The sequence below is a fragment of the Pseudoalteromonas sp. APC 3358 genome, assembly GCF_030408075.1.
In the GTDB taxonomy this organism is placed as follows: Bacteria; Pseudomonadota; Gammaproteobacteria; order Enterobacterales; family Alteromonadaceae; genus Pseudoalteromonas; species Pseudoalteromonas arctica.
Map to the genome: position 1 here is coordinate 208461 of NZ_JASDCE010000007.1, position 22407 is coordinate 230867.

The window sequence follows — 22407 nt, forward strand, 5'->3', positions numbered from 1 at the left end:
TTATTTGAAGAGCATTCTTTTGTTTTAATATTAAGTGAGTACATAACAAAAAGGCTTCTAAATTTATTTAGAAGCCTTTTTTAATAACTACAGCATGCTTTATATTAGTCTTTAAGCGACTCAGCTACCACCGGATAATAGTCCCAAACTTGTTTATCACTGAGTGAGCGTACAAGCTTAATGTATTCTGCATGTGTCCAAGCTAGAGGTGTTGCTGAGTTTGTGCCCTCGCCTAATTCATAACCTGCTTTATTTACGCCAACGCCATCCCATACTTGCTCAGGTAGCATCATGCCGCTATTGGCAAACTGCTCTAAACCTTTTACGTAACTATTTTTAATGTCCGCTTGTTTTGCATCATCTAGCGTATTATTTGCGTTTGCGGCCGCTATTTCATAGTGTCCGCGTTCGCCTGTAAAAAATGGCCATACACGACCACGTTGGCCTGGCGTGTTGCTCCCGCTTTCGGCGTAATTAGTACCTGTGGTTTCATCTTCGCCGTAACCGTCGTTGCCATAACGGCGATAGCCTGCAAATGTGCCGCTACCATCGGTAAAGGTAAAGCTGTATTTAACTTGTAAGTTATCTTCAAGCGTTTCGTCGTCATACTCAGGCAGGGTTTTAACTATACTTGAATCGTTGGCACTTCTTACTCCATAGCGGACTAATTCTAAAAAACCACCGTCTAAAATCTGCTTTTTGTTAAAACCTTTACGGCCATTGTTGGCGTTAATTTTAGTATTAGAGTTAGCGTCGGTGTCTTGACCTATACGAATAAAATACTCGCCATCGGTGCTATCACCTTTTAAATTACCTTCGGTGGTAAACATTTGCGATTCTATATCACTGTTGTACTTTTTAGCCGTTGCTAAATAACGACCTGCATTTTGAGTATCACCACTGAGTGTTGCTATGTCACTGGCTGTTATAAGGCCAGCAACAACGGCAGCCGTTGTAGAAGGAGAATAACCACTTTGCTCTTCCCAGCGCTCTTGCTGTGTTGCAGGTGGAGTGATTTGCATGTCGTTCCATAAAATTTTAGCTCTTCCGCCATCAACTAAAAAGTCAGCTGCCGGTTTTAGCATGCGTGCGTACCAATCTTTAAGTTCGTTATCACTTAGTACGTTTGCTTGATGTAACTTCCACGCGAGCATAATTGGCATAGCTGTTTGATCTAGCTGTACCCCTACCCATTCAAGTTCGCCATCAACATGTGTTTTTTGTAAAAACCATCCTGTATCACCATTGTTACCCGGGGTTTTGCTAGTAACTTGTACTTTTTCAAGGTATTCGAAGGCCGTTTTTGCAGTGGCGGTATCGCCTAAGGCCATAAATGCCATAGCTACTTGATAAAAATCACGAACCCATACCGCTTTGTAACCAGTCGAACCCTCTTTGGCTGAAACAGTTTCACCCCAAGGATTAGAAAGTGAGGCAATGAGCGCACCCGCATTAGTTTTGTCTTCTTGCGCTTTTAGTACCATTGCACTGGTATAAAGTAGCTTACCGTCATCGGCTGTTTGCTTAACCATTGTATTTAATGGCTCAAGGCTTTGTAAATAATCTTCCCAGCCTAGCGCTTCACCTTTACCGTTGTAGGCATCAAGCACATTTTGATAACCTTTAGATAAGCTCTGTGCACCTTGTTGCTGGCTTTGCTGCTGCGTTTTACCAAAGCTTAGTGCTAAATCAAATGTGGTATTACTATCGATAGTACCAAGCTCTGCCAGCAGAGTGACATTACCGGCCTTATCGCCGGTGTTTGAATATTTTTTGCTTAGTGTGTGTTGTTTTTTAAGTGAGGTGATGCCATCGCTCACACCTGTAAAGCCTACACTTTGCATTTTGAATGGCGTAGATGATTGCAACGTTAAAAAATTATCATCTTCCCATGCTACTAAGCCTTGCTCAGTGGTTTTTGCAAAATCACCTAAGCCGTTGTTGTTTATATAAGGGTTAACAGCAACATACGCTTTCACGCCTTTAAGTGATGTATTAAAAATACTGCGTACAAACAATGTTTGTCCGTCAGGGTCGGTGAATATGTGTTTTTCGAGGGTAAAACGCCCTTTCTTATCTGTACTTGTTACTTTGTAAGCAAGCGATAGTGGTCTGCCTTTATCGTCTTTATGTAAGTAATCAATTGTAACGTCTAAGTCGTCAGCTTCAGTGACAGTAAAATCTTTACCGGTTACTACAAACTGCATATCTTTAATCTGAGCTTGGTGAATGAGTCCAAACATAGTTTCGGTGATCATACCTTTGGCAATTGAAAACCATACTTTTGATACTTCACCTGTCGCAGCGTTGTTATTATATTGGCCGTTTTGGTATTGCTCAAAAGAAGTACCAATTCCGGTTTTACCCGCGTAAGCCCAATATGGTTCAGCACCCGGTGCGCCAGGAGCGGCTGAAACTGTAGCGTCAATATTTTCGTTATTCGTATTTTGTGCACCACAGGCTGTTAAGCCCAAAGTTAAAAGAGCGGTAGTAATAAGGTTATATTTTTTCATTGTGTGACCCTTAGTTTGAATTTTTAACGCGCATTACAGCAATCGCAGCAACAACGAATGATGCAGCACCAATTAATAATGCGTAAATAGGCTGGTTAGAAAATACGTGGCGTAAAATAAGCCCTAAAATACTAGCGGCAAGCAATTGCGGTATAACAATAAAGAAGTTAAAAATACCCATATACACGCCCATTTTATTACTCGGTAGTGCATTACTTAACATTGCATAAGGAAGCGATAAAATAGAAGCCCATGCAAAACCAACGCCTATCATTGGAATAAGAAGCATTTTTGGGTCTGTTATAAACATAAAGCTCGCAAGGCCCAATGCACCTAGTAGTAAGTTAAAGCAATGTGCGCCTTTTAAGCCCATCTTTTTAACTAAGAATGGAATACACATAGCGGCAATAGCCGCAAAGCCATTGTAAGCTGCAAATAAAATACCGACCCAATCAGCCCCATCGTTAAAGGCTTTACTTGTTGCATCACTGCTGCCGTAATGAAAGCTTGTTACTGCGGCTGTGGTGTATATCCACATAGCAAACAACGTAAACCAGCTAAAAAACTGCACCCAAGCAAGCTGCTTCATTGCCTCTGGCATGGTAAATACATCTTGTACTACTTGGTAAAAACCGCCTTGTATTTTGTTAGCAGCCTTTAATGCGCTTGCTATCCACTGCACAATACCAAACGCTAGTAAGCCACCAGCAAGTAGGTATAACTCTTTTTCAAGCGATAAACCCATTACTAATGCAAGGGTTGCTAAACCTAGCACCACAAAAATAATGGCACCTTTATTGAAGTTGATATCTACTAATGCGGTGTTAGTCGGTTTGGCAGTGTGGTTTTCAAAAGCAGCTAATTGCTCAGGGCTATATTCTTTGGTTCGCATAACTGTCCAAAGAACTGCGACTAGCAATACGACCCCACCCCAATAAAATGAATATTTAACAGATTCAGGAATTTGCCCTAGCGCAGCGGTATTACTTACATCAAACCAATTGGTCATCATCCATGGTAGCGCTGAGGCTAATACCGCACCAATACCAATAAAAAAGCTTTGTAACCCGTAACCTGTAGCGCGTTGTTTTTCTGGCAGGTTATCGCCTACAAGTGCTCTAAAAGGTTCCATAGTGACATTGATTGAGGCATCCATAATCCATAACATACCTGCAGCAATCCAAAGGGTTGGTGAATGCGGCATGATAAAGAGTGAGATAGTAGTAAGTACCGCCCCTATGAAAAAGAATGGACGACGACGACCAAAACGTCCCCATGTTTTATCACTCCAATAACCAATTATTGGTTGCACTATTAAGCCCGTTAGCGGTGCTGCAACCCATAAAATAGGAATATCATCAACTTGTGCGCCTAGGGTTTGAAAAATACGGCTCACATTGCCGTTTTGTAGTGCAAAACCAAATTGAATACCTAAAAAGCCAAAGCACATATTCCATATTTGCCAAAAACTTAGATTTGGTTTGTTGCTGTCATAATTATTATTTTGATTATTCATGATTAGCCTTATTAGTTAAAACTGCGCTACTAAATGCATCTAGCGAAAGCATAAGCTTTGTAACTTCTTTGTCAGTGATGATCTTTACCGTGTTTTGTTCAAGTAAGTCGTGTAGCGGTTTATTTCGCTCAAAGGTATTTGCTTGCTCTGGTGTTAAATTAATTAATACCGTTTGTGGCTCCTCACTAAAATTACTAAAAACATAAACAGATTGCTGTCCCAGCGAGCGTACAAAACCAACAACGCGTTCGCTATTGCTAATTGAAAGCTCTGACATGGTTCCACCTACAACAGCGGGTAAACGATTAAGAGCCATTATTGATTTATAATAATCACGAAGTGATGCTTGCTCGCTCGATAAGTTAGCGCCGTCGAATTTTCCGTTGTTCATCCATGCTTGATGCGCTGGTACACCAATATAGTCAAAAATGCTGGTGCGAGTAGATGTGCCAAAACCTGCGTTTTCAGATCCGTCCTCCCCCACATCTTGGGCAAAATATAATAAAGTAGGTGCGCGACTAATTAAGCTAGAAACGACCATTGCTGGTTTCCCCCAGCGTGCATCACCTGCAAAATCAGGGCTAGCAATGCGTTGTTCGTCGTGATTTTCTAAAAAGTGCAGCATGTGCGCTTCAATATCAGCCACTTGGCTTTGGGCTGCAAAAATAGTATTAGCAGCTTGCTTACCCTGCATAATGGCTTTTAATGTGTCGTAAAAGCCGACTTTGTCATACAAGTAATCCATTTTTCCTTGCTGAATATACGCTCTGTACATTTGTGGGTTGTAAACTTCAGCCAATAAAAACGCATCGGGCTTTTGCATTTTTATTGATGAATTTAAAAAGCTCCAAAATTCAACCGGCACCATTTCGGCCATATCGTACCTAAAACCATCAACGCCTTTATCAAGCCAGTAAAGAGTGATATCTCTAAATTTATACCAGCTATTAGGCAGTTCCTTATTTTGCCAAAACGCATAATGAGCGCGATAATCTTGGTTTTCTAGCTCTTTAGGTAATACAGGAAAGTCATAGCTGCCATCAGGCTTAACGCCATAATTGACTCTTACGGTTTCGTACCAATCGTTAATATCTGGCTTGGGTGCACGCGCACCATTCCCCGTCCATTTCGCTGGCGTTTCATCAAAAAAACCGTCAGCTAAAGGGTGAGTATTACCCCCTAAAACTGTATAGCTTTGTGATGTTGGAACCTGAAAAGACTGACCTGGGACATAGTAAAAATTATTGTTTTTATCATATGCTTTGGTTGTATCGTCTTGTTCACCAAAGTCATTTATTCCCTTGGGTTTTGCTACTGATTTATAATTACGAGCCACATGGTTAGGTACAATATCTATAACCACTTTCATGCCATGCTCATGAGTGCGCTCAATCAGATCACTAAACTCACCCATTCTATTGGTCACATTTATGGCTAAATCTGGGTTTACGTCGTAGTAATCTTTTATTGCATAAGGTGAACCTGCACGGCCTTTAACTACATCAGGGTCGTCTTGCGTAATCCCATACTCGGTATAATCGCCCACTAGCGCATGATGTAAAACACCGGTATACCAAACATGGGTCGTACCCAATTCTTTAATACCTTTAAGTGCAGCATCGTTAAAGTCGGCAAATTTACCTACGCCATTTTGCTCTTTTGTACCCCAGGGCACATTCGCGGTCTGTGTGTTACCAAATAAGCGTGTAAATACTTGGTATACAACAGGCTTTGTTAACTCATTTTGTGCCTGTTTAGGGGCTTGCTGTTGTTCGGTTTCATTATTGTCTGAGCACGCACTTGTTATAAGTGCGCTACACAGTAATGCGGGTACATAAACTGATTTTTTCATTGTGTGTCTTTTTGTCAGTAGTGTTATAGCTTTATACTAAAGATATCTGCAGCAAGCATACAGTTGCTGCATACGTATTCACTTAAACATTCACGGCGTATTAATCACTAATACCGTAGCAGTCATTGGCTCTAAGTTAATACTGTTAGTTAGTTTAAAAGTGTGTTGTGTGAATAATGCCTGCGCATTGGCATTTTTTGGTATAACTTCTTGCATGTAATCAAGATTATGCTTTTGTGTTACTTTGTTTTTATTCATAAAAACTAATACTGTTTGCGTATCACTAACGCGAGCATAACTATAAACACCATTGTTCGGAGTGAAATGAACGAGCTTACCCTTTGCAAGCGCCGGGCTTTGCTTTCTAAAGTTAAGTAGCGTGCTTATAGTTTCGTGCATATCGCGCTGATCTTTACTTAACCCGACTCCAGTAAACGCATTAGCGTTTTGATTTTTGAACCCACCAGGAAAATCAATGCGTATATCACCATGATCTTTACTCGGCGTATTATCCAATAATATTTCGGTTCCATAATATATTTGAGCAATGCCGCGCGTTGTTAAAAACAAAGTCATCGCCATTTTAGTTTTAGCTAAGTCTTGCCCAAATTCCGTATATAAACGGCTCATATCATGGTTATCAGCAAACACCATAATGTTATTGGTGTTTGGGTATAAAAAATCGTTAGCTAATGACTGATATACTTTAACCCAGCCTGTGCTCCAACCCTCGTCTTCATTTAAAGCTCGAATTACCGCCTCTTGCAACGAAAAGTCCATCACACTGGGTAAGCTTGACACATACCCATCTTGATTTACTTTACCGCGCTGCCAATACGACGCTATTGCAGGGTTTGAAGTCCACTCTTCGCCAACAATATTAAAGTGTGGGTATTCATCCATAATGGCCTTGGTCCAATCACTTAAAAACGCCTTATCTGAATAAGAATAGGTATCTACACGAATACCGCTTAAATCTGCGTATTCAATCCACCAAATTGCATTTTGAATTAAATACTCATTTAATAATGGTTGGCGCTGGTTTAAATCGGGCATGCTAGCGACAAACCAACCATCGCTAAACTGGCGTTTATCGTAGTTACTTGCGTGTGGATCTTGAATTGTTTGGCGCGCATGGCTTGTGGCATTTTTGCCATTTTCAAACTGCCCATTAAAGTTAATCCAATCTTGAGTTGGTTTATCCTTCATCCACGGGTGCTCAGCACCAAAGTGATTAAGCACCATATCCATAACAAGCCCAATGCCCTGCTCTTTAGCCTTTATTGATAACGTTTTGTATAGGTTATTCGATCCCATTCGCGGATCAACGTTGTAAAAGTCTGTAATCGCGTAACCATGATAAGAGTAATCTGGCATGTTGTTTTCAAGCACTGGAGTAAGCCAAAGCTGTGTTACACCTAAATTATTTAAATACGGTAATGCGTTAATAACACCTTGAATATCCCCTCCATGTCGCCCGCCTTTAAAGCCTGGATTTGCAGCTTCTAGCATGCTTTTAACGGTGTCATTTGTGGAGTCGCCATTTACAAAGCGATCTGGGGTAATTAAATATAAAGCATCTGCACTTGTGAAACCTTGGCGTTGCGCGCTATTTTTATCTCGGGTAAATAAAGGAAACTCAAAGCTATGCGCTGTATTAGTGCTGTTAAACATGAGCGTTCCTGCTTTGGCGTTATCGCTAATATTTAAATGAAGGAAAGCATAATTAGGGTTGTCGGTACGTGTTACGTTATTAAGTTCAACTCCTTTATACTTATCTAATTTAAATTCTTCGTTAGCTATATTTTGCTCATGCACGAGTACTGTAATGTTATTTTTATTCATTCCGACCCACCAATTGGCAGGCTCTACATTAAGTGCATAACTAAAGCTTGGTAAGCTACAAGCGCTTACTAGTAAAAGTGTGTTTAAAAATCGCATTGTTATACCTTTTTAATGCTGGCTAAAAAATTCTGGTGAGTTGGTAATTGCGTTACAGTTGAGCTGATCAACGTTTTTAAAGTAGAGAATAAATCGCTCAGTTGATCATCACTTAGTGAATCAACAATACTGTTATAGTCATCAGGGATAAGCCCTTGCCCTATCATGACTTGCTGCCAAGCAACTTCGGCGAATAGTTCATCATCTTCACGTATTACTTTGCCTGTGTGTTTAAATAAATTCAGTTTATGGGTAAGGGAATTTGGTATATCCATTTGCATGCATTGACGCCAAAACGGGGAGTCTTCTCGCTCGGTGAGTTTATAATGCAAAATAATAAAATCACGTATGTGCTCTAATTCAATAACGCTTTGTTTATTAAACTCCGTTACTAACGCATCGCTAATACCGTTGTGTGGAAATAGCTTAATTAAACGCGTAACCGCAGTTTGAATTAAATGAATACTGGTTGACTCTAGCGGCTCTAAAAAACCACTTGAGAGGCCAACCGACACCACATTTTTATGCCATTGCTTTAAACGCCGACCTGTTTTGAATTTTATAATACGGGGCTCTGTAATTGGCTCAGCGGGTACGCTTTTTAGCAGTAACTGCTTAGCATCATCATCTGACAAGTATCTACTGCAATAAACAAGGCCATTACCAATACGATTTTGCAGTGGTATTTGCCATTGCCAACCAGCACTATGTGCAATAGATCGCGTATAGGGCTTAAGCTCATGAGTACTTTTTGTTTGTACGGCTACTGCACTATCGCATGGTAAGTAATGAGACCAATCAATAAACCCTGTATTTAATGTTTGTTCAATTAATAGTGCACGCAGCCCGGTGCAATCTATAAATAAATCCCCACTAATTTGACTGTCGTTATCCAGTGCTAGGCTTTTAACATTGCCTGTATCGCATTGTTCAACATGGCTTATTTTTGCATCTATGTGTTTAACACCGCGCGATATAGCCAACTTTTTTAAGTATTCAGCGTAAAGCGTCGCATCAAAATGATATGCGTAACTCAGCCCAGGTAGTTGGGTATTTGGAATTGTATTGAGTGGCGCAAATTTATGCTGTTTAGCCGCTTGGTAATTGAGTGAAAAATCCCATAAGTCGTCTTCGCAACCCGTAATTTGACCTTTTAACCAAAAGTTATAAAAATCGCAAAAGGGAAAGTTTTTACCTAACGAGCCAAACGCATGCATGTAGCTATGCCCTGGCGTTTTCCAGTTTTCGAACTCTATACCTAATTTTATTGAAGCATTAGTGGCATTAATAAAATCTTGCTCGTTTATACCCAGCGCGTTATTAAGTTGAATAATGGGCGGTATCGTTGCTTCACCCACTCCTACCGTACCAATAGCTGATGATTCTATTAGTGTGATATTAATTACTTTACCTAACACTTTATTAAGCAGTGCTGCTGTTATCCACCCTGCGGTACCACCGCCTGCAATTACAACATGTTTTATTGGTTTCATATTATTGCCCACGCTTTAATACAGCGCTCAATAAACTTAATTAAGCGAATTGGTATTAATCAGAGTTTGATAAACTAGCTATAAAAAAGCCCTTGTAAAACAAATCACAAGGGCTTCTACACACAACTTTTATTATAGCTTGTAACTAAAGCCTAACAAGTAAGTACGACCGTAATCTTGGTAGTCACGTACTTGTAGAGCATTATCGCCAGAAAGTGACGTAAACGGTTCTTCAGTTAAGTTTTGTACTTGAAACTGAACAGATAAACCTTCAAGGCTTTCAATACCGGCCTCAGAGAAGTCATAACCTGCTTGAACATCCCAAATAGTTTCACCTAAAATATCAACTTGTTCAGTGTTAAAACCTAAACCATATACATCACCTTTAAAGGCACTGCGTTTGCGCATACTGGTACGTAATTGCATACCATGCATTTCGTAGTAAACAGTTAAGCTTTGAATTTTATCCGAAAGACCTGGTAGCTCGTAATCGTTACCGTTTTGATCTTCAATATCAGACTCAATACCAGTATGGCTGGCAATTAAACCAAAACCTTCAAGAGATGGATGGAATATTTTAAATGGTAACGCTAGTGAAAGCTCGTAACCATATAAATCGCCACCGCCGCCATTTATTTTACCGCTGCCTGTACCTGATGATGTTGCAGGAACTTCACCTGTTGAAGGGTCAGCTACGCCTGACATATCAATTGCATACGTGCCGTCAAAAATCCACTGAGTTAAATCTTTATAGAAAAACGCAGCAGAGAAGTAACCTTCATCGCTAAAGTAATTCTCGTAAGTAAAATCGTAGCCGGTTGCTTCTTTAGGTTCTAAATTTGGGTTACCACCCGATACAGACCAATAGTTGCCATTTTCATCAGGTGTTTGATTATATGAAGCATTAACTGATGAATTCATTTCATCTAAGCGTGCACGAGAAATTGTTTTAGCAGCACCAAAACGTATCGTTTGTTGCTCATCAATCGCAAGTGACAAGTTTAAGCTAGGTAATACGTGCGAGTAATCATGACTTATGTTTGTAGGTGATGTAACAACCACACCATCAACAGTACTAAATGCATTACCTTGTGATGATTGATCAGTTTGTACATAACGCACGCCCACGTTACCCGTTAATGCAAGGCCGCTTACTTCAGCATTAATATTAGCTTGAACAAATGCAGAAGTAATTTCTTCTTTTACAGTCCACGATTTAGTCGCATGACTTGTATTTGTTAAGCTCTCTGCCAGTAAGTCGTAATAACCGTCGTTAACTAAGCCATTTACGTCATAAGCAATCATATCGCCCATGCCTATAAAGCCTAAATCAACACTTCCGTTACGGTACTGTTCTGGCACATTAAGCATGCCTGGGTTATCAAGCGAAAAGCTAGATAACGTCATAAAGTAACCTTCTGAATCTTTTGTTTTCTCACGTTCTTTGTAAGACATACCAAATTCAATAGAGCTTATGTACTCGTTTTCTAATACCTTTGAAGCCGCTATTTTTAATGTTGACAGCTCATCTTCAATGGTCGGTGCATTAATAAAACCATCTTGCGCTTGGTTTTCATACTCAGTACCAGTTAAACCATATTTATCGTTAAGTGCAGAGCTTGCACCCCACGATAGCGGGCCACCTAACTGTATTAAACCATAATCGCTATAATCTAAGTCATGAGTAAAACTTGCGCCGGTATTTCCACCATTAAATGTATAACCTAAGTTATCTGCAACACCGCGAGCATCACCACGCCCTGTACCTGAGTAGCTCTCAACACTCCAGATTTTACGGTCTACTTGTGAATAACTTGCATCAAACTCTACTGACCACGAATCGTCAATATCATATTTAGTATTAAAACCAAAAGCTGTAAGTTCCGCTTCGCGTTCTTCATAATCGTTTCGAACTACTACACGTTGGCCTTGTGTTACTGCACTAGTTATAAAGCCAGATGCTTCATCAACTACAACACTATTTGCATCAATACTACCTTGTCCCCATGCAAATGGAACTTCAATACCGCGTAGAATTTTTTCATCTGTAAAATCTACATATAACGCATCAAACGTCATGTTTAATTTATCTGTAGGGGCTGCTTCAAGTACTAGCATTGCAGAATCGCGCTCAAGTGTAGATGAACGTACAAATGGTTTAGCGCCGCCTAAAATTGAATAATCGTTACCATTTTCGGTGAATTCTGGGTAGCCCCATGAATTCCAACGTTTTTCTTGATTTGGTGAACTCATTGTATTTAAAGCAAAGGCAACACCAATTGTATCGTCAGCAAACTGATCGATGTATGAGATAGTGCCTCGATAGCCGTCATCATTACCGTCTGGATTTAATTTACCAAAGCTGGTTTGCTCATACTGCCCATTTACTTGCACAACACGCTCGCCTTTACTTAAAGGGCGCACGGTTTGCATATTAATAACACCGGCAATACCTTCAGCATCAATACTTGCATTTGGCGTTTTATAAACAGTTACACCGCTCATTATTTCTGATGGATAAAGGTCAAACTCTACACCACGGTTATCACCAATCGATACTTGTTCACGACCATTAAACGTAGTACCACTTTCATTCTCGCCAAAACCACGGATAGAGACACGACTTGCGCGACCATCTAAACGCTGAGCTGTTAAGCCTGGTAAACGTGCAATTGATTCAGCAATTGAAGAGTCTGGCAGCTTACCTATATCTTCTGCAGAAATAGATTCTACAACCTGTGTAGAAAAACGTTTTGTGTTGATTGATTCTACAACACTGCCACGAAAGCCTTTAACTTCGATAACTTCTACATCATCTTTTTTTATTGTATCTTCTTGAGCAGCCTGTGTAGCAAAGCTTGATAAGCCTGCAGCTGTTAATGCCAAAGTTAATATACTTGGTTTGAACATAGACATAATGTTTTCCCGTTACCCATATTGTGATACCCGCGTCCAATGTTTAAGTGATAGTTAAACAAGGCGAGCTAATTTTGTTGTCAGGATGAATATTAACGCCAGATTTATTTTATTAACAACTTTATGCATACGTATTCAACAATTTCAATATAGCCTAATATTAACATACATTACACACATATAATTTTAACCATATGATTTTATTGAAAATAAACAAAACAAAAAACACTGAAAGAGCATGGCAGATTAAATCTATTTTGTAGAAAACTAATAGCCTTCCTACTTGAATGTAAACAAGATGAAATTAATTAGCGCTGTTATATAACGTTTAAATAATTGCACATTTACTAAGTGTTAAATTGGTCAGACCATTTATAGTAAAACCAAGGGTATATTTCCTTTATAGTACAAACTGTTAGGTTAAATTTAACTAAAAAATGAATGAATAACATAATTGGTAAACATTAAACACACAAAACGAACACCGCTAAAGATGCGCTAAGCGCTTATTTTAAATAATTTTATTGCATTATTTTTAGTGCATACGTATGCAGACTTTTTACAGAATTAAAGGCTTCACGTATGCTTTTTGAAAATAACGTGATTAATCGTAATCACAATAAAGAATAGTCTAAATACTGTGTGGAATGACGGAGAAAAGCATGACCAAAAAGCAGTGGTATAAAGGTGCGGTTATTTATCAAGTTTATCCGCGTAGCTTTCAAGATAGCAACAACGATGGTATTGGTGACTTAAAAGGGATTATTAATCGTATTGATTACATTAAAAGCTTAGGCGTTGATGCAATTTGGATTTCACCTTTTTTCAAATCGCCGATGAAAGACTTTGGCTACGATATTAGTGACTACCGTGACATTGACCCGCTTTTTGGTGATTTAAACGATTTTGATGAACTTATTAGCCAAGCCCACGATCGCAACATTAAAATTATAATTGACCAAGTACTAAGCCATACATCAGATCAACACCAATGGTTTACAGATAGCCGCGAAAATCAAAATAACGATAAAGCGGATTGGTATGTTTGGGCTGAAGCTAAAGATGACGGCACAGCACCTAATAATTGGCTGTCTATTTTTGGTGGTGGCGCGTGGCAGTGGGAACCTCGCCGTGGGCAATATTATTTGCATAACTTTTTAACCGAACAACCCGATTTAAACTTTCATAATCCTGACGTAAGACAAGCTGTACTTGATAACGTAGAGTTTTGGCTTAAAAAAGGCGTTGATGGCTTTAGATTAGATGCTATTAACTTTTGTTATCACGATGCACAACTTCGCGATAACCCAGCTAAACCAAAAGATAAGCGCCAGGGTCGTGGTTTTAGTGAAGATAACCCATACGCATTTCAGTATCATTACTACAACAACACTCAGCCAGAAAATATTGAGTTTATGCAAGACATTCGCACATTACTCAATAAATACCCAGGTACTGTATCGCTTGGCGAAATCTCATCAGAGGATTCATTGGCGACAATGGCACAGTACACCCAAGGTGGCGATAAGCTGCACATGGGATATAGCTTTGAGCTCTTAACAAATGATTATTCAAGTGAATATATTAGAACTACGGTTCAAACTCTTGAACAACGTATGACTGAGGGTTGGCCGTGTTGGGCATTTAGCAACCATGATGTAGAGCGCGTAGCAAGTCGCTGGAGCGAAAATGGCGAAATAAACCCTCAGCAATGTAAAATGCTAACCGCCCTACTTGCCTCCCTTCGTGGCAGTGTATGTATGTACCAAGGTGAAGAATTAGGTTTAGGTGAAGCAAGTGTTGCCTTTGAAGACTTACAAGACCCATATGGCATAACATTTTGGCCTAATTTTAAAGGGCGTGATGGCTGTAGAACGCCAATGCCTTGGGAGCAAGCTGATTCACCTCATGCGGGTTTTAGTGACGTAAAACCTTGGCTACCTGTTGATGATGCACACAAACAGCAATCAGTCGCTGTGCAAACTAATGATAGCAACTCAATTTTAAACGCTTATCGTGAGTTTATGGCGTGGCGCAAAAGCCAAACTGTTTTACTAGAGGGTGATATTGAGTTTATTGAAACGCCTGAGCCTGTGCTTGCTTTTTATAGAACGCTTGGACCGCAAAAAATGCTGTGCATATTTAATCTAAGCTCTCAACAAACAAGTATTGATATGCCCACATCAATCGTTAAAGAATATAATGAGCTTAGCCACCACAGCGCAAAATTAAGCCAAGACACACTTACGCTTGAGCCTTTCGCTTGCTTTTATGCAAAGTGTTAATGACATCAAAAATTACACTTAATATTACAGCTAAGCTCTAAACATAAAAAGCCCGAGTAAATTACTTGGGCTTTTTTGTGCGTTTAATTTTTCTAATGACTTTGGGTTTTACTGTTTAAGTAGTCAGTTAAAGCAAATAAAACGCCTGACATTACAAACGTAACATGAATAGTCACTTTCCAAAGTAGCTCATCACTTGGATATGCGCCTGAGTTTATAAATACTTTTAATAACTCAACAGCAGAAATAGCGACTATCGCACTTATTAATTTCATCTTTAGACCTGAAAAACCAACTTTTCCCATCCAAGATGGTCTGTCTTCATGATTATCAATATTAAGCTTAGAAACAAAGTTCTCGTAACCGCTAAATGTAATGATCAGCAATAACCCCGCTAATAATGCCGTATCAACTAAAGTTAGAATACCGACAAGTAACTCTTGATTTGTTGCTGTAAATGTCGCAATACCCATTAAATAAAGCTGCTTAAAAAACTTTATTAACAACAGTACAACTGCAAATAGTAAACCCACAAAAAATGGGGCTAGTAGCCAACGCCCTTTAAAAATAAAAGATTCTAATGCATGCTCTACTTTATTAGCTTGGCGTGGTTTTTTATTAGGGGTGTGTGATGACATTGATTTGTCTTTTAATTAAAAAAAGCGACCTTAGCTTATAAACCACTGCAACACAATGCTGCGAAATCCTGACAAGTAAATTACTCATCCTCACGATAAAAAAATTTCGTTATCTTTTATTTCGTTTTCGTTTAAAAATCAGTATACCAACAGAGTTGTTCTGGATTGGGCACTACTGATTTAAACCTAATCTTAAACTGGGTAAATCAGTCATCACACCATTTTTTTAGGAATAAACGAATGAAAAAAGCATTGCTAGCATTAATCGTAGCTCCACTATTTGCAGTATCTGCGACTTACGCGGTAGCAGACGATGCGCCAACAGCTTCAGCCGAAATGGTAAAAGAATACACAGAAATGTGTGTTAACTGGGCTAAAGATGATGACGTAAGCAATGAAGAGCTAAATGCCTACGTATTAAAATGCGTAAATGATGAGCTTGAATCTGAAGGCTATAAAAAAGTATCTTCTGTTAAGATTTAATCATACCAATTGCATTAAATTAGTGATCTATTTTAGCACTAAGAAAATAGCTCAATAGCAAGTGAAATAGCATGACATATAGTTGTTTTATATGAATGTTTTTTAACGCAGTGAATAGGTTATTTAGTGCAATATAATGACCATTTTTTAATAAAATTGGTATCTCCAATACGCTTAGTTGAATGTACTGCTAATAAAGCCGTTGCGAAAACATTTAACTAGGCACAAAAAAACCGGAATAGACACAAGCTGTGCGTTCCGGTTTTTTTATGGTTTTCAAAACCTATAAAAAGTTATGAATAAGCGATAACGTGCTTATTAATCTTCTTTTTTAGCTTTCGCTTTAGGCTTTGCTTTAGCTGGTGCCTTTTTTGCAGCAGCTTTCTTTTTAGGTGCTGCCTTTTTCTTCGCTTCTTCTGTCCATTTACCTGCTTCATAATGAGCAGTCCACCCAGTAGCTTTACCGTCAACTTCAGTCATAACATACTGAGCTTTATTTTTACGGCTGTAGCGTACAACAGCAAGATTACCATCAGGATCTTTAGCAGGTGCATCTGCTAAGTAATAAAACTTAGGCGAGATACGGTCTCTAAAGCGTTTTAACTCTTCTACCTTAGGTGCACGTGTTTCACGAGACTTAGGAAAAGTATTTGCAGCTAAAAATATACCAGCGGCGCCATCACGTAATACAAAATACGCATCTGACTTTTCACACTCTAATTCAGTAATGTGAACAGGGTCTTCTTTTGGTGGAGCAGCTTCGCCGCTTTTAAGTAGTTTACGTGTGTTTTTACACTCGTCATTATTACAGCCAAAATACTTACCAAAACGACCCGATTTAAGTTCCATGTCAGAGCCACATTTATCACATTCGATAATTGGTCCGTCATAGCCTTTAATTTTAAAGGTACCTTCTTCAACTATATGCCCTTTACATGCCGGGTTATTACCACACACATGCAATTTACGGGTTTCGTCGATTAGGTATGAATCCATTGCAGTTTCACAAATAGGACAACGCTTCATCTGCATTAACTTTTCAGTTTCTACATCTTCTACATCAGCTGCAACTGCTTCATCACCCGACACCAAGTTCATTGTTGTAGTACAACGCTCTTTTGGCGGAAGGCTGTAACCAGTACACCCTAGGAAAACACCAGTTGATGCCGTTCGTATACCCATTTTTCGGCTACACGTAGGACATTCAATATCGGTTTCAACCATCTCGTTAAGACGCATGCCACCGTTCTCTGGCTCGTCTTTAGCAACAGTTAATTGCGTTGAAAAATCAGCATAAAACTTATCTAGAACTTGAGTCCATACACGCTCGCCTTCAGCGATATCATCTAAACGGCCTTCCATTTTAGCTGTAAAATCAAAGTTCATTAAATCAGTGAAATTTTCAACCAAGCGATCGGTAACTATTTCACCCATTTTTTCAGCAAAGAAACGGCGGTTTTCTACACGTACATAACCACGATCTTGAATCGTTGATATAATTGACGCATAAGTAGATGGACGACCAATACCGCGTTTTTCAAGCTCTTTTACTAAACTTGCTTCACTAAAGCGCGCTGGCGGTTTAGTAAAATGTTGCTTAGGATCGAGTTCGATTAAAGTAAGGACTTCACCTTCTTTAACAGCCGGTAGTGATTGATCTTCTTCGTTTTTCTTACGTATCGCAGGTTGTACTTTTGTCCAACCATCAAAGCGTAGCACACGGCCTTTCGCTTTAAGCTGGAAGTCGTTAGCTGCAACAGTTAGTGTTGTTAAATCGTATTCAGCAGGTACCATTTGGCACGCTACAAACTGACGCCAAATTAGCTCGTACAGCTTTTTAGCATCGGCGTCTACACCTTCAACATGACCAGATAACACGGTAACGCTTGAAGGACGTATTGCCTCATGCGCTTCTTGTGCATTGCCTTTAGAGCTGTAGCTAATTGGATCTTTTGGTAAGTATTTAGCACCAAACTCGTTTGTTACATACTCACGACACATTTCAACGGCATCTTTTGAAAGATTAGTTGAATCGGTACGCATATACGTAATATAACCGCCTTCATACAAACGCTGAGCAAGCATCATGGTCTTTTTAACGCCATAACCTAAACGTGTGCTTGCTGCTTGCTGCATGGTTGAAGTGATTAATGGCGCACTTGGGCGACTTTTACTTGGTTTTTCTTCAACGCTAATTACTTTGTATTCTGCATTCTCAAGGCTTTTAACCGCTGCACTAGCCTGAGCCTCATTTACAGGCTTAAAAGGCTTCCCTGCTTGTTTGGCTACTTCTAAACGTAACTCAGACTCAGTATTTTTAACGTCAGCGTGAATATCCCAAAATTCTTCAGGGATAAACGCCTTAATTTCACGCTCACGCTCTACTAATAAACGTACCGCAACAGACTGAACTCGTCCTGCAGAAAGTCCGCGGGCCACTTTCGCCCACAATAAAGGTGATACCATAAAGCCAACAACACGGTCTAAAAAGCGACGTGTTTGCTGAGCGTAAACCATATCAGTATTGAGCTCGCCAGGTGTTTCAAACGCTTGCTGTATTGCGTTTTTAGTAATTTCGTTAAAAACTACGCGCTTATATTTAGCAGGATCACCACCAATGATTTCTTGAAGGTGCCAAGCAATTGCTTCCCCTTCTCTATCCAAATCCGTTGCGAGATATATTTGGTCTGCGTTTTCAGCCAGCTTTTGTAATTCTTGAACAACTTTTTCTTTACCAGGCAGTATTTCGTAATGCGGATCCCAGCCTTGGTTTGGGTCTATACCCATACGCGCGACTAAGTTTGTATAATCTCGTTGCTTTTTATACGCTGCTTTCTCTTCAGGTTCCATTTTACGAACTTCTGCTGGCGTTTTAGTTGCCGGCACTTTAGCTTTGCTCGAACCTGAAGTAGGTAAATCTCGTACATGCCCAATACTGGACTTTACGATGAAGTCATTACCTAAATATTTATTAATTGTTTTAGCCTTAGCAGGAGACTCTACAATTACTAGCGATTTGCCCATAGTTGCCTATTTCTAACCAAATATTAAAAATGTGTTTTGCCGACATAAGCGGCGCGAATATTTATAGGTATATCTACAAACACTAGTTGTTACAAGCTTTTAATACAAACTTTTCAGTATTTACTGAATAAACGAACAATTTTTGTCGTTAAATTAAACAAACAGGTGTTTTTAGATTAATTGATGTGGAATATATAGAACAGAAACAAAAATGCCAACCTAAAGGTTGGCATTTTTAAAATAAAGCCTTATTTACTATCGTAAATTTCTATTCCTTTGGAGACTGTTTTAGTGCCACCAGCCTGAGTAGTAAACTCAAATGTTATTGAAAGTACACCGTCAAATTTATCATTACCATCCGCTTCACGAGAAATACGAACATCTGAATACATTGGTTTATCCGTATTCGTACTTGGAATAATAGCGTTATTTTCGATAATAGATAAGTCGCCATTTGTAGAGGCTATAGATACAGTTGTACCCGCTGGTAGTGGATTACCAAACTCATCTGTGTAGTGAATACGAACTGTAATACCAGATAAGCCAACTTCCAATAGCTGAGGATCAGTTTCATCTGGATCCGTTTCATCATATTCAGGGTTATCTGCAAAAACATTTGATAAATCAACTGCTGATATATCACAACGCTCAGATACATCGGATGGCTCAAGTACTGCTGTAACTGAAACAGAGCAATCTGCTGGTACATAAACAGGATACGGTGCATCAAGAATATCCGTTGTTTTCAACACAGAAAAACGAACATATGGGTTATCTCCAGACATAACCAATTCAATTTGTTTACGCACTTCAATTAGCTCACGAGAACACTCACCTGCATTTTCAGCAGCTTCGCTACATAATAAGCCATTATATTTACCATCAGCAAAGTCATAAATACCGTCATTATCTAGGTCTCGCCATGTTTCATTATGACCACCTCGTGAAATTAACTCAGAACATTCATCCGTAGACGGGTCATAATTTGAAGCATCTGCATCACTACAGTTTGCTTTATCGAAGGCAGCATTTTCATTGTGATCTATAAATGCTTCAGGTAAATCGTAACTAGTATAATATTCACCAATATCAAACAAGCCATTGGTGCGCTTAACATCATCAGTGGTTTGCTCATCTACAAAGTTCTCTTGTCCTTTAGTGACAGCGAGAACACTTACACGCCCTCCCATAACAACGCCATCAGCATTATTTTTAGCGCGTGTAATACCATTTATACAAGGAGCTGCAATACCAAAATATGGGTCACAATTTATAATACCTGTTTTTGGATTAATACCTTCAGTAGTTGTTGCGTCCCCGTCAATATCGCCAATTCGGTTACCCCATTTGTAATCATAAAATGGACGGTCTCCTTGAGAGCGCCAGGTTACAACACAAGTAGCATCGTCAGTTTTACAAGTAACTTCATTGCTAGATGAGCCAATGACACCAGCTTCAGCTAAAATAGTTGCCTCTACACCATCACCGTTATAATTATTAAATTGGTCACCAAAATATACCGTAATATCATTTAAAACACCGTTATAATTAAGTGAGTTAGTATTGAACGTATTTGGGCTTGCATCAAAACTGTTTTGGTCTGTTACGCCCGAAGCTAAAGTTAACTGAGCCGATACAGAACTTATCTGCTCGCTTAATGGTACTAAAGTAAGTGTTCCGTCTGGACAAATTTCATTGCTTGGTTCTGATGTACACAGTTCTACATCATCAACCCAACACGTTAAATCATCACCTTCAGGTAAATTATTAACATCTTCTTTAGAAATAAAACACGCTTTTACCACTAATGGACCAGGCACTATGCCAGATTCAACCGTTGTCTGAACAAAGCCTTCATTATTTGTATCACTTGTTCTAAGTGACAGTTTAGCTGCCCCCACTGAATCTGTTAACTTGAAATCAATACGTTGCTGCGTGGATGCAAGACCATCCGCATCTATTAACTTAAATCTAACGATCGATTGAGTCGGGGCGCCGCCTTCACCTGGAGGTAATGCAATAAATGTTTCACTGACATCAACAAACTGTATTGATTGTACCGCTGATGTTTCCACAGGAATAATCGTAGTAGCAGTAAAGTTTTTACCGCCTGTCTCAACCGTGATATTAATATCATCGTCAATACTACAACCTGTAGCTCGGTATGTTGATGTTGCGATACCACTTGATGATTTTACTGATGCATCAATTACTGAGTCGCCGCTAATTACACAAGTTGAGCTGAATTCAACATCTGTTGGAGTTAAGTATAAATTACCATCTTCATCTAAAAGTGTTACTTCAATAACGGTACTACCACCTGCTTTTAGAGGAATAACATTTCCTGAAGAATCTTTATTTAGCCCGTTATCAACCTCTAGGGTTAAATCAGCAATACCTACAGCAAAATTAGTTGAATTACTTTCACCTACTGACGTTACAGTAACAGTACCTGCGCCACCAGTATTACCAGGTTGCAATTTTAGTAGAGCAATACCAAAGTTATCGGTAAGGGCTGTCCCAGATGAAGGGAGAACAGAACCTAAATTTGTTGAAATATTAACAAGTGAATTTTTACTACCTTCACCACTTTGCTCATCAATGACTTCAACAAATAATTCACCTAGTTCTGATGAAGAGATAGTATTAGCTACCGTACAACCCGATGCTGCTTGTGTAGGGTCAAGTTTTACGCTAGAACGATTATCGTCCCAGCCTGCGTTACAGCCTGTTAAGAGCTTTACTGATATAGAGAATTGTGCCAAATCAACTGGTGCAGAATCACCTGATGAATAAAATACAGCTGTATTACTCACTTCTGTTGAGTTCGTAGGATTATAAGTTGCAACAACTTGACCTGCGCCTTTAAAACTACCACTAGAGAGAGTTACTTTTGCTTCACCCGCTGAGTTTGTAATTGCAGTTCCTAAGTCTGGTGTTATTTTACCTGTGAAGTTTGTAGTAAAAGTAACAAGCTGCTCGCTAAGTGCAACTCCATCATTTTTTAAAGTCGCTGTAACCGTGCCTAAGTTGTCAGTTGTAACCGGGTTTGTATCCGAATACTTAGCACCATTTTCATCGACAATATTTACTGTTAGAGTTGTTGACCCACTAACACCAGTATCATCACCCTGCCCACCGCTTGATTGAAAAGCAAAAGTACTTGTATAAGATTCACCATCGACTGTATAAGTAGCAGTTACTTCTCCAGCACCGGCTTGAGCACCGGCTGTAAGTTCAACCGTTGCAATACCATCGTTTTGAGTTAATGCACTTGATGGAGACAGTTCACCAATCTCATCTTCTAATGTAAACGTAATGCGCTTACCCGCAACAATTACACCGTCTTGAGTAAGAATTGCACGTAAATCTAAAGAGGAGGTAGCGGTAACAGAATTTAACTCTGTTGCGTCTGTTTGAGAATACCCCTTTAATGAAACCGAGTATGTAGCAGCCTCTGTAGTGGAATCACCATCACTTATAGAACCGTCTTTTTCAAGTGACCCACCGCCACCACAGGCTGTGAGTAAAAAACTTAGCAATGAAATGCCGAGCAGTCGCATTAAAGGCATGAACCTCTCCCTAGCGTTGTTATTATAATTAAAATTAATTTACACTTAATATTAACCTATAACTTAGTCTAAAATCACAGTTTTTTATTACTTTTTTGTGCAAAATATTTTTAAATAAATACTAACTTTTTCTGTAGTAAATATTTCCTTGCTGGTAGTCTATGGCAAATTTAT

At 39.3% G+C, this 22407-nt stretch carries 11 protein-coding genes; 2 read left to right on the forward strand and 9 right to left on the reverse strand.

Features of this window, described 5'->3' with window-relative positions:
• Positions 1–104: 104 nt before the first annotated feature.
• From QL995_RS12860 to QL995_RS12885, 6 genes are all read right to left on the reverse strand, one after another.
• The gene (locus tag QL995_RS12860; RefSeq protein ID WP_290294326.1) at positions 105–2513 is read right to left on the reverse strand and encodes a glucan 1,4-alpha-glucosidase; all 2409 of its coding nucleotides are present in this window, start codon (positions 2511–2513) and stop codon (positions 105–107) included.
• Between the two features lie 10 nt (positions 2514–2523).
• Positions 2524–4029, reverse strand: coding sequence for an MFS transporter (locus tag QL995_RS12865; RefSeq protein ID WP_197236692.1), 1506 nt, complete (start codon positions 4027–4029; stop codon positions 2524–2526).
• Positions 4022–5881, reverse strand: coding sequence for an alpha-amylase family glycosyl hydrolase (locus tag QL995_RS12870; protein ID WP_290294327.1), 1860 nt, complete (start codon positions 5879–5881; stop codon positions 4022–4024). The genes QL995_RS12865 and QL995_RS12870 overlap by 8 nt, the downstream gene beginning before the upstream one ends.
• 90 nt (positions 5882–5971) lie before the next feature.
• The gene (locus QL995_RS12875) at positions 5972–7822 is read right to left on the reverse strand and encodes a glycoside hydrolase family 13 protein (protein WP_290294328.1); all 1851 of its coding nucleotides are present in this window, start codon (positions 7820–7822) and stop codon (positions 5972–5974) included.
• Between the two features lie 2 nt (positions 7823–7824).
• On the reverse strand, positions 7825–9315 hold the full coding sequence (locus QL995_RS12880; protein WP_290294329.1) for a tryptophan halogenase family protein: 1491 nt from the start codon (positions 9313–9315) through the stop codon (positions 7825–7827).
• A gap of 132 nt (positions 9316–9447) precedes the next feature.
• Positions 9448–12231 (reverse strand): TonB-dependent receptor, encoded by a 2784-nt coding sequence (locus QL995_RS12885; RefSeq protein ID WP_007582601.1) that lies wholly within the window; start codon positions 12229–12231, stop codon positions 9448–9450.
• A 662-nt stretch (positions 12232–12893) separates the two neighbouring features.
• Here QL995_RS12885 and QL995_RS12890 point away from each other — a divergent pair.
• Complete coding sequence (locus tag QL995_RS12890) at positions 12894–14516, forward strand: alpha-glucosidase family protein (RefSeq protein ID WP_197188882.1); 1623 nt, start codon at positions 12894–12896, stop codon at positions 14514–14516.
• Positions 14517–14608: 92 nt separating this feature from the next.
• On the opposite strand, the gene QL995_RS12895 is transcribed toward QL995_RS12890, so the two are convergent.
• Positions 14609–15154, reverse strand: a complete 546-nt coding sequence (locus QL995_RS12895; RefSeq protein WP_007582598.1) for a TIGR00645 family protein — start codon at positions 15152–15154, stop codon at positions 14609–14611.
• A 240-nt stretch (positions 15155–15394) separates the two neighbouring features.
• Between QL995_RS12895 and QL995_RS12900 the strand changes: the two genes are divergently transcribed.
• The gene (locus tag QL995_RS12900) at positions 15395–15637 is read left to right on the forward strand and encodes a hypothetical protein (protein ID WP_007582596.1); all 243 of its coding nucleotides are present in this window, start codon (positions 15395–15397) and stop codon (positions 15635–15637) included.
• A gap of 318 nt (positions 15638–15955) precedes the next feature.
• Here QL995_RS12900 and topA read toward each other — a convergent pair whose 3' ends face one another.
• Entirely contained in the window at positions 15956–18661 is a 2706-nt protein-coding gene (topA, locus tag QL995_RS12905) for a type I DNA topoisomerase (protein ID WP_290294330.1), read from the reverse strand.
• A 248-nt stretch (positions 18662–18909) separates the two neighbouring features.
• Positions 18910–22233: a hypothetical protein gene (locus QL995_RS12910; protein WP_290294331.1), complete on the reverse strand. Its 3324-nt coding sequence runs from the start codon at positions 22231–22233 to the stop codon at positions 18910–18912.
• Positions 22234–22407: the final 174 nt, after the last annotated feature.

Coding starts and splice junctions, on each gene's coding strand:
- QL995_RS12860 (WP_290294326.1), bottom strand. CDS start 2,513: ATGAAAAAATATAACCTTATTACTACCGCTCTTTTAACTTTGGGCTTA.
- QL995_RS12865 (WP_197236692.1), bottom strand. CDS start 4,029: ATGAATAATCAAAATAATAATTATGACAGCAACAAACCAAATCTAAGT.
- QL995_RS12870 (WP_290294327.1), bottom strand. CDS start 5,881: ATGAAAAAATCAGTTTATGTACCCGCATTACTGTGTAGCGCACTTATA.
- QL995_RS12875 (WP_290294328.1), bottom strand. CDS start 7,822: ATGCGATTTTTAAACACACTTTTACTAGTAAGCGCTTGTAGCTTACCA.
- QL995_RS12880 (WP_290294329.1), bottom strand. CDS start 9,315: ATGAAACCAATAAAACATGTTGTAATTGCAGGCGGTGGTACCGCAGGG.
- QL995_RS12885 (WP_007582601.1), bottom strand. CDS start 12,231: ATGTCTATGTTCAAACCAAGTATATTAACTTTGGCATTAACAGCTGCA.
- QL995_RS12890 (WP_197188882.1), top strand. CDS start 12,894: ATGACCAAAAAGCAGTGGTATAAAGGTGCGGTTATTTATCAAGTTTAT.
- QL995_RS12895 (WP_007582598.1), bottom strand. CDS start 15,154: ATGTCATCACACACCCCTAATAAAAAACCACGCCAAGCTAATAAAGTA.
- QL995_RS12900 (WP_007582596.1), top strand. CDS start 15,395: ATGAAAAAAGCATTGCTAGCATTAATCGTAGCTCCACTATTTGCAGTA.
- topA (WP_290294330.1), bottom strand. CDS start 18,661: ATGGGCAAATCGCTAGTAATTGTAGAGTCTCCTGCTAAGGCTAAAACA.
- QL995_RS12910 (WP_290294331.1), bottom strand. CDS start 22,233: ATGCCTTTAATGCGACTGCTCGGCATTTCATTGCTAAGTTTTTTACTC.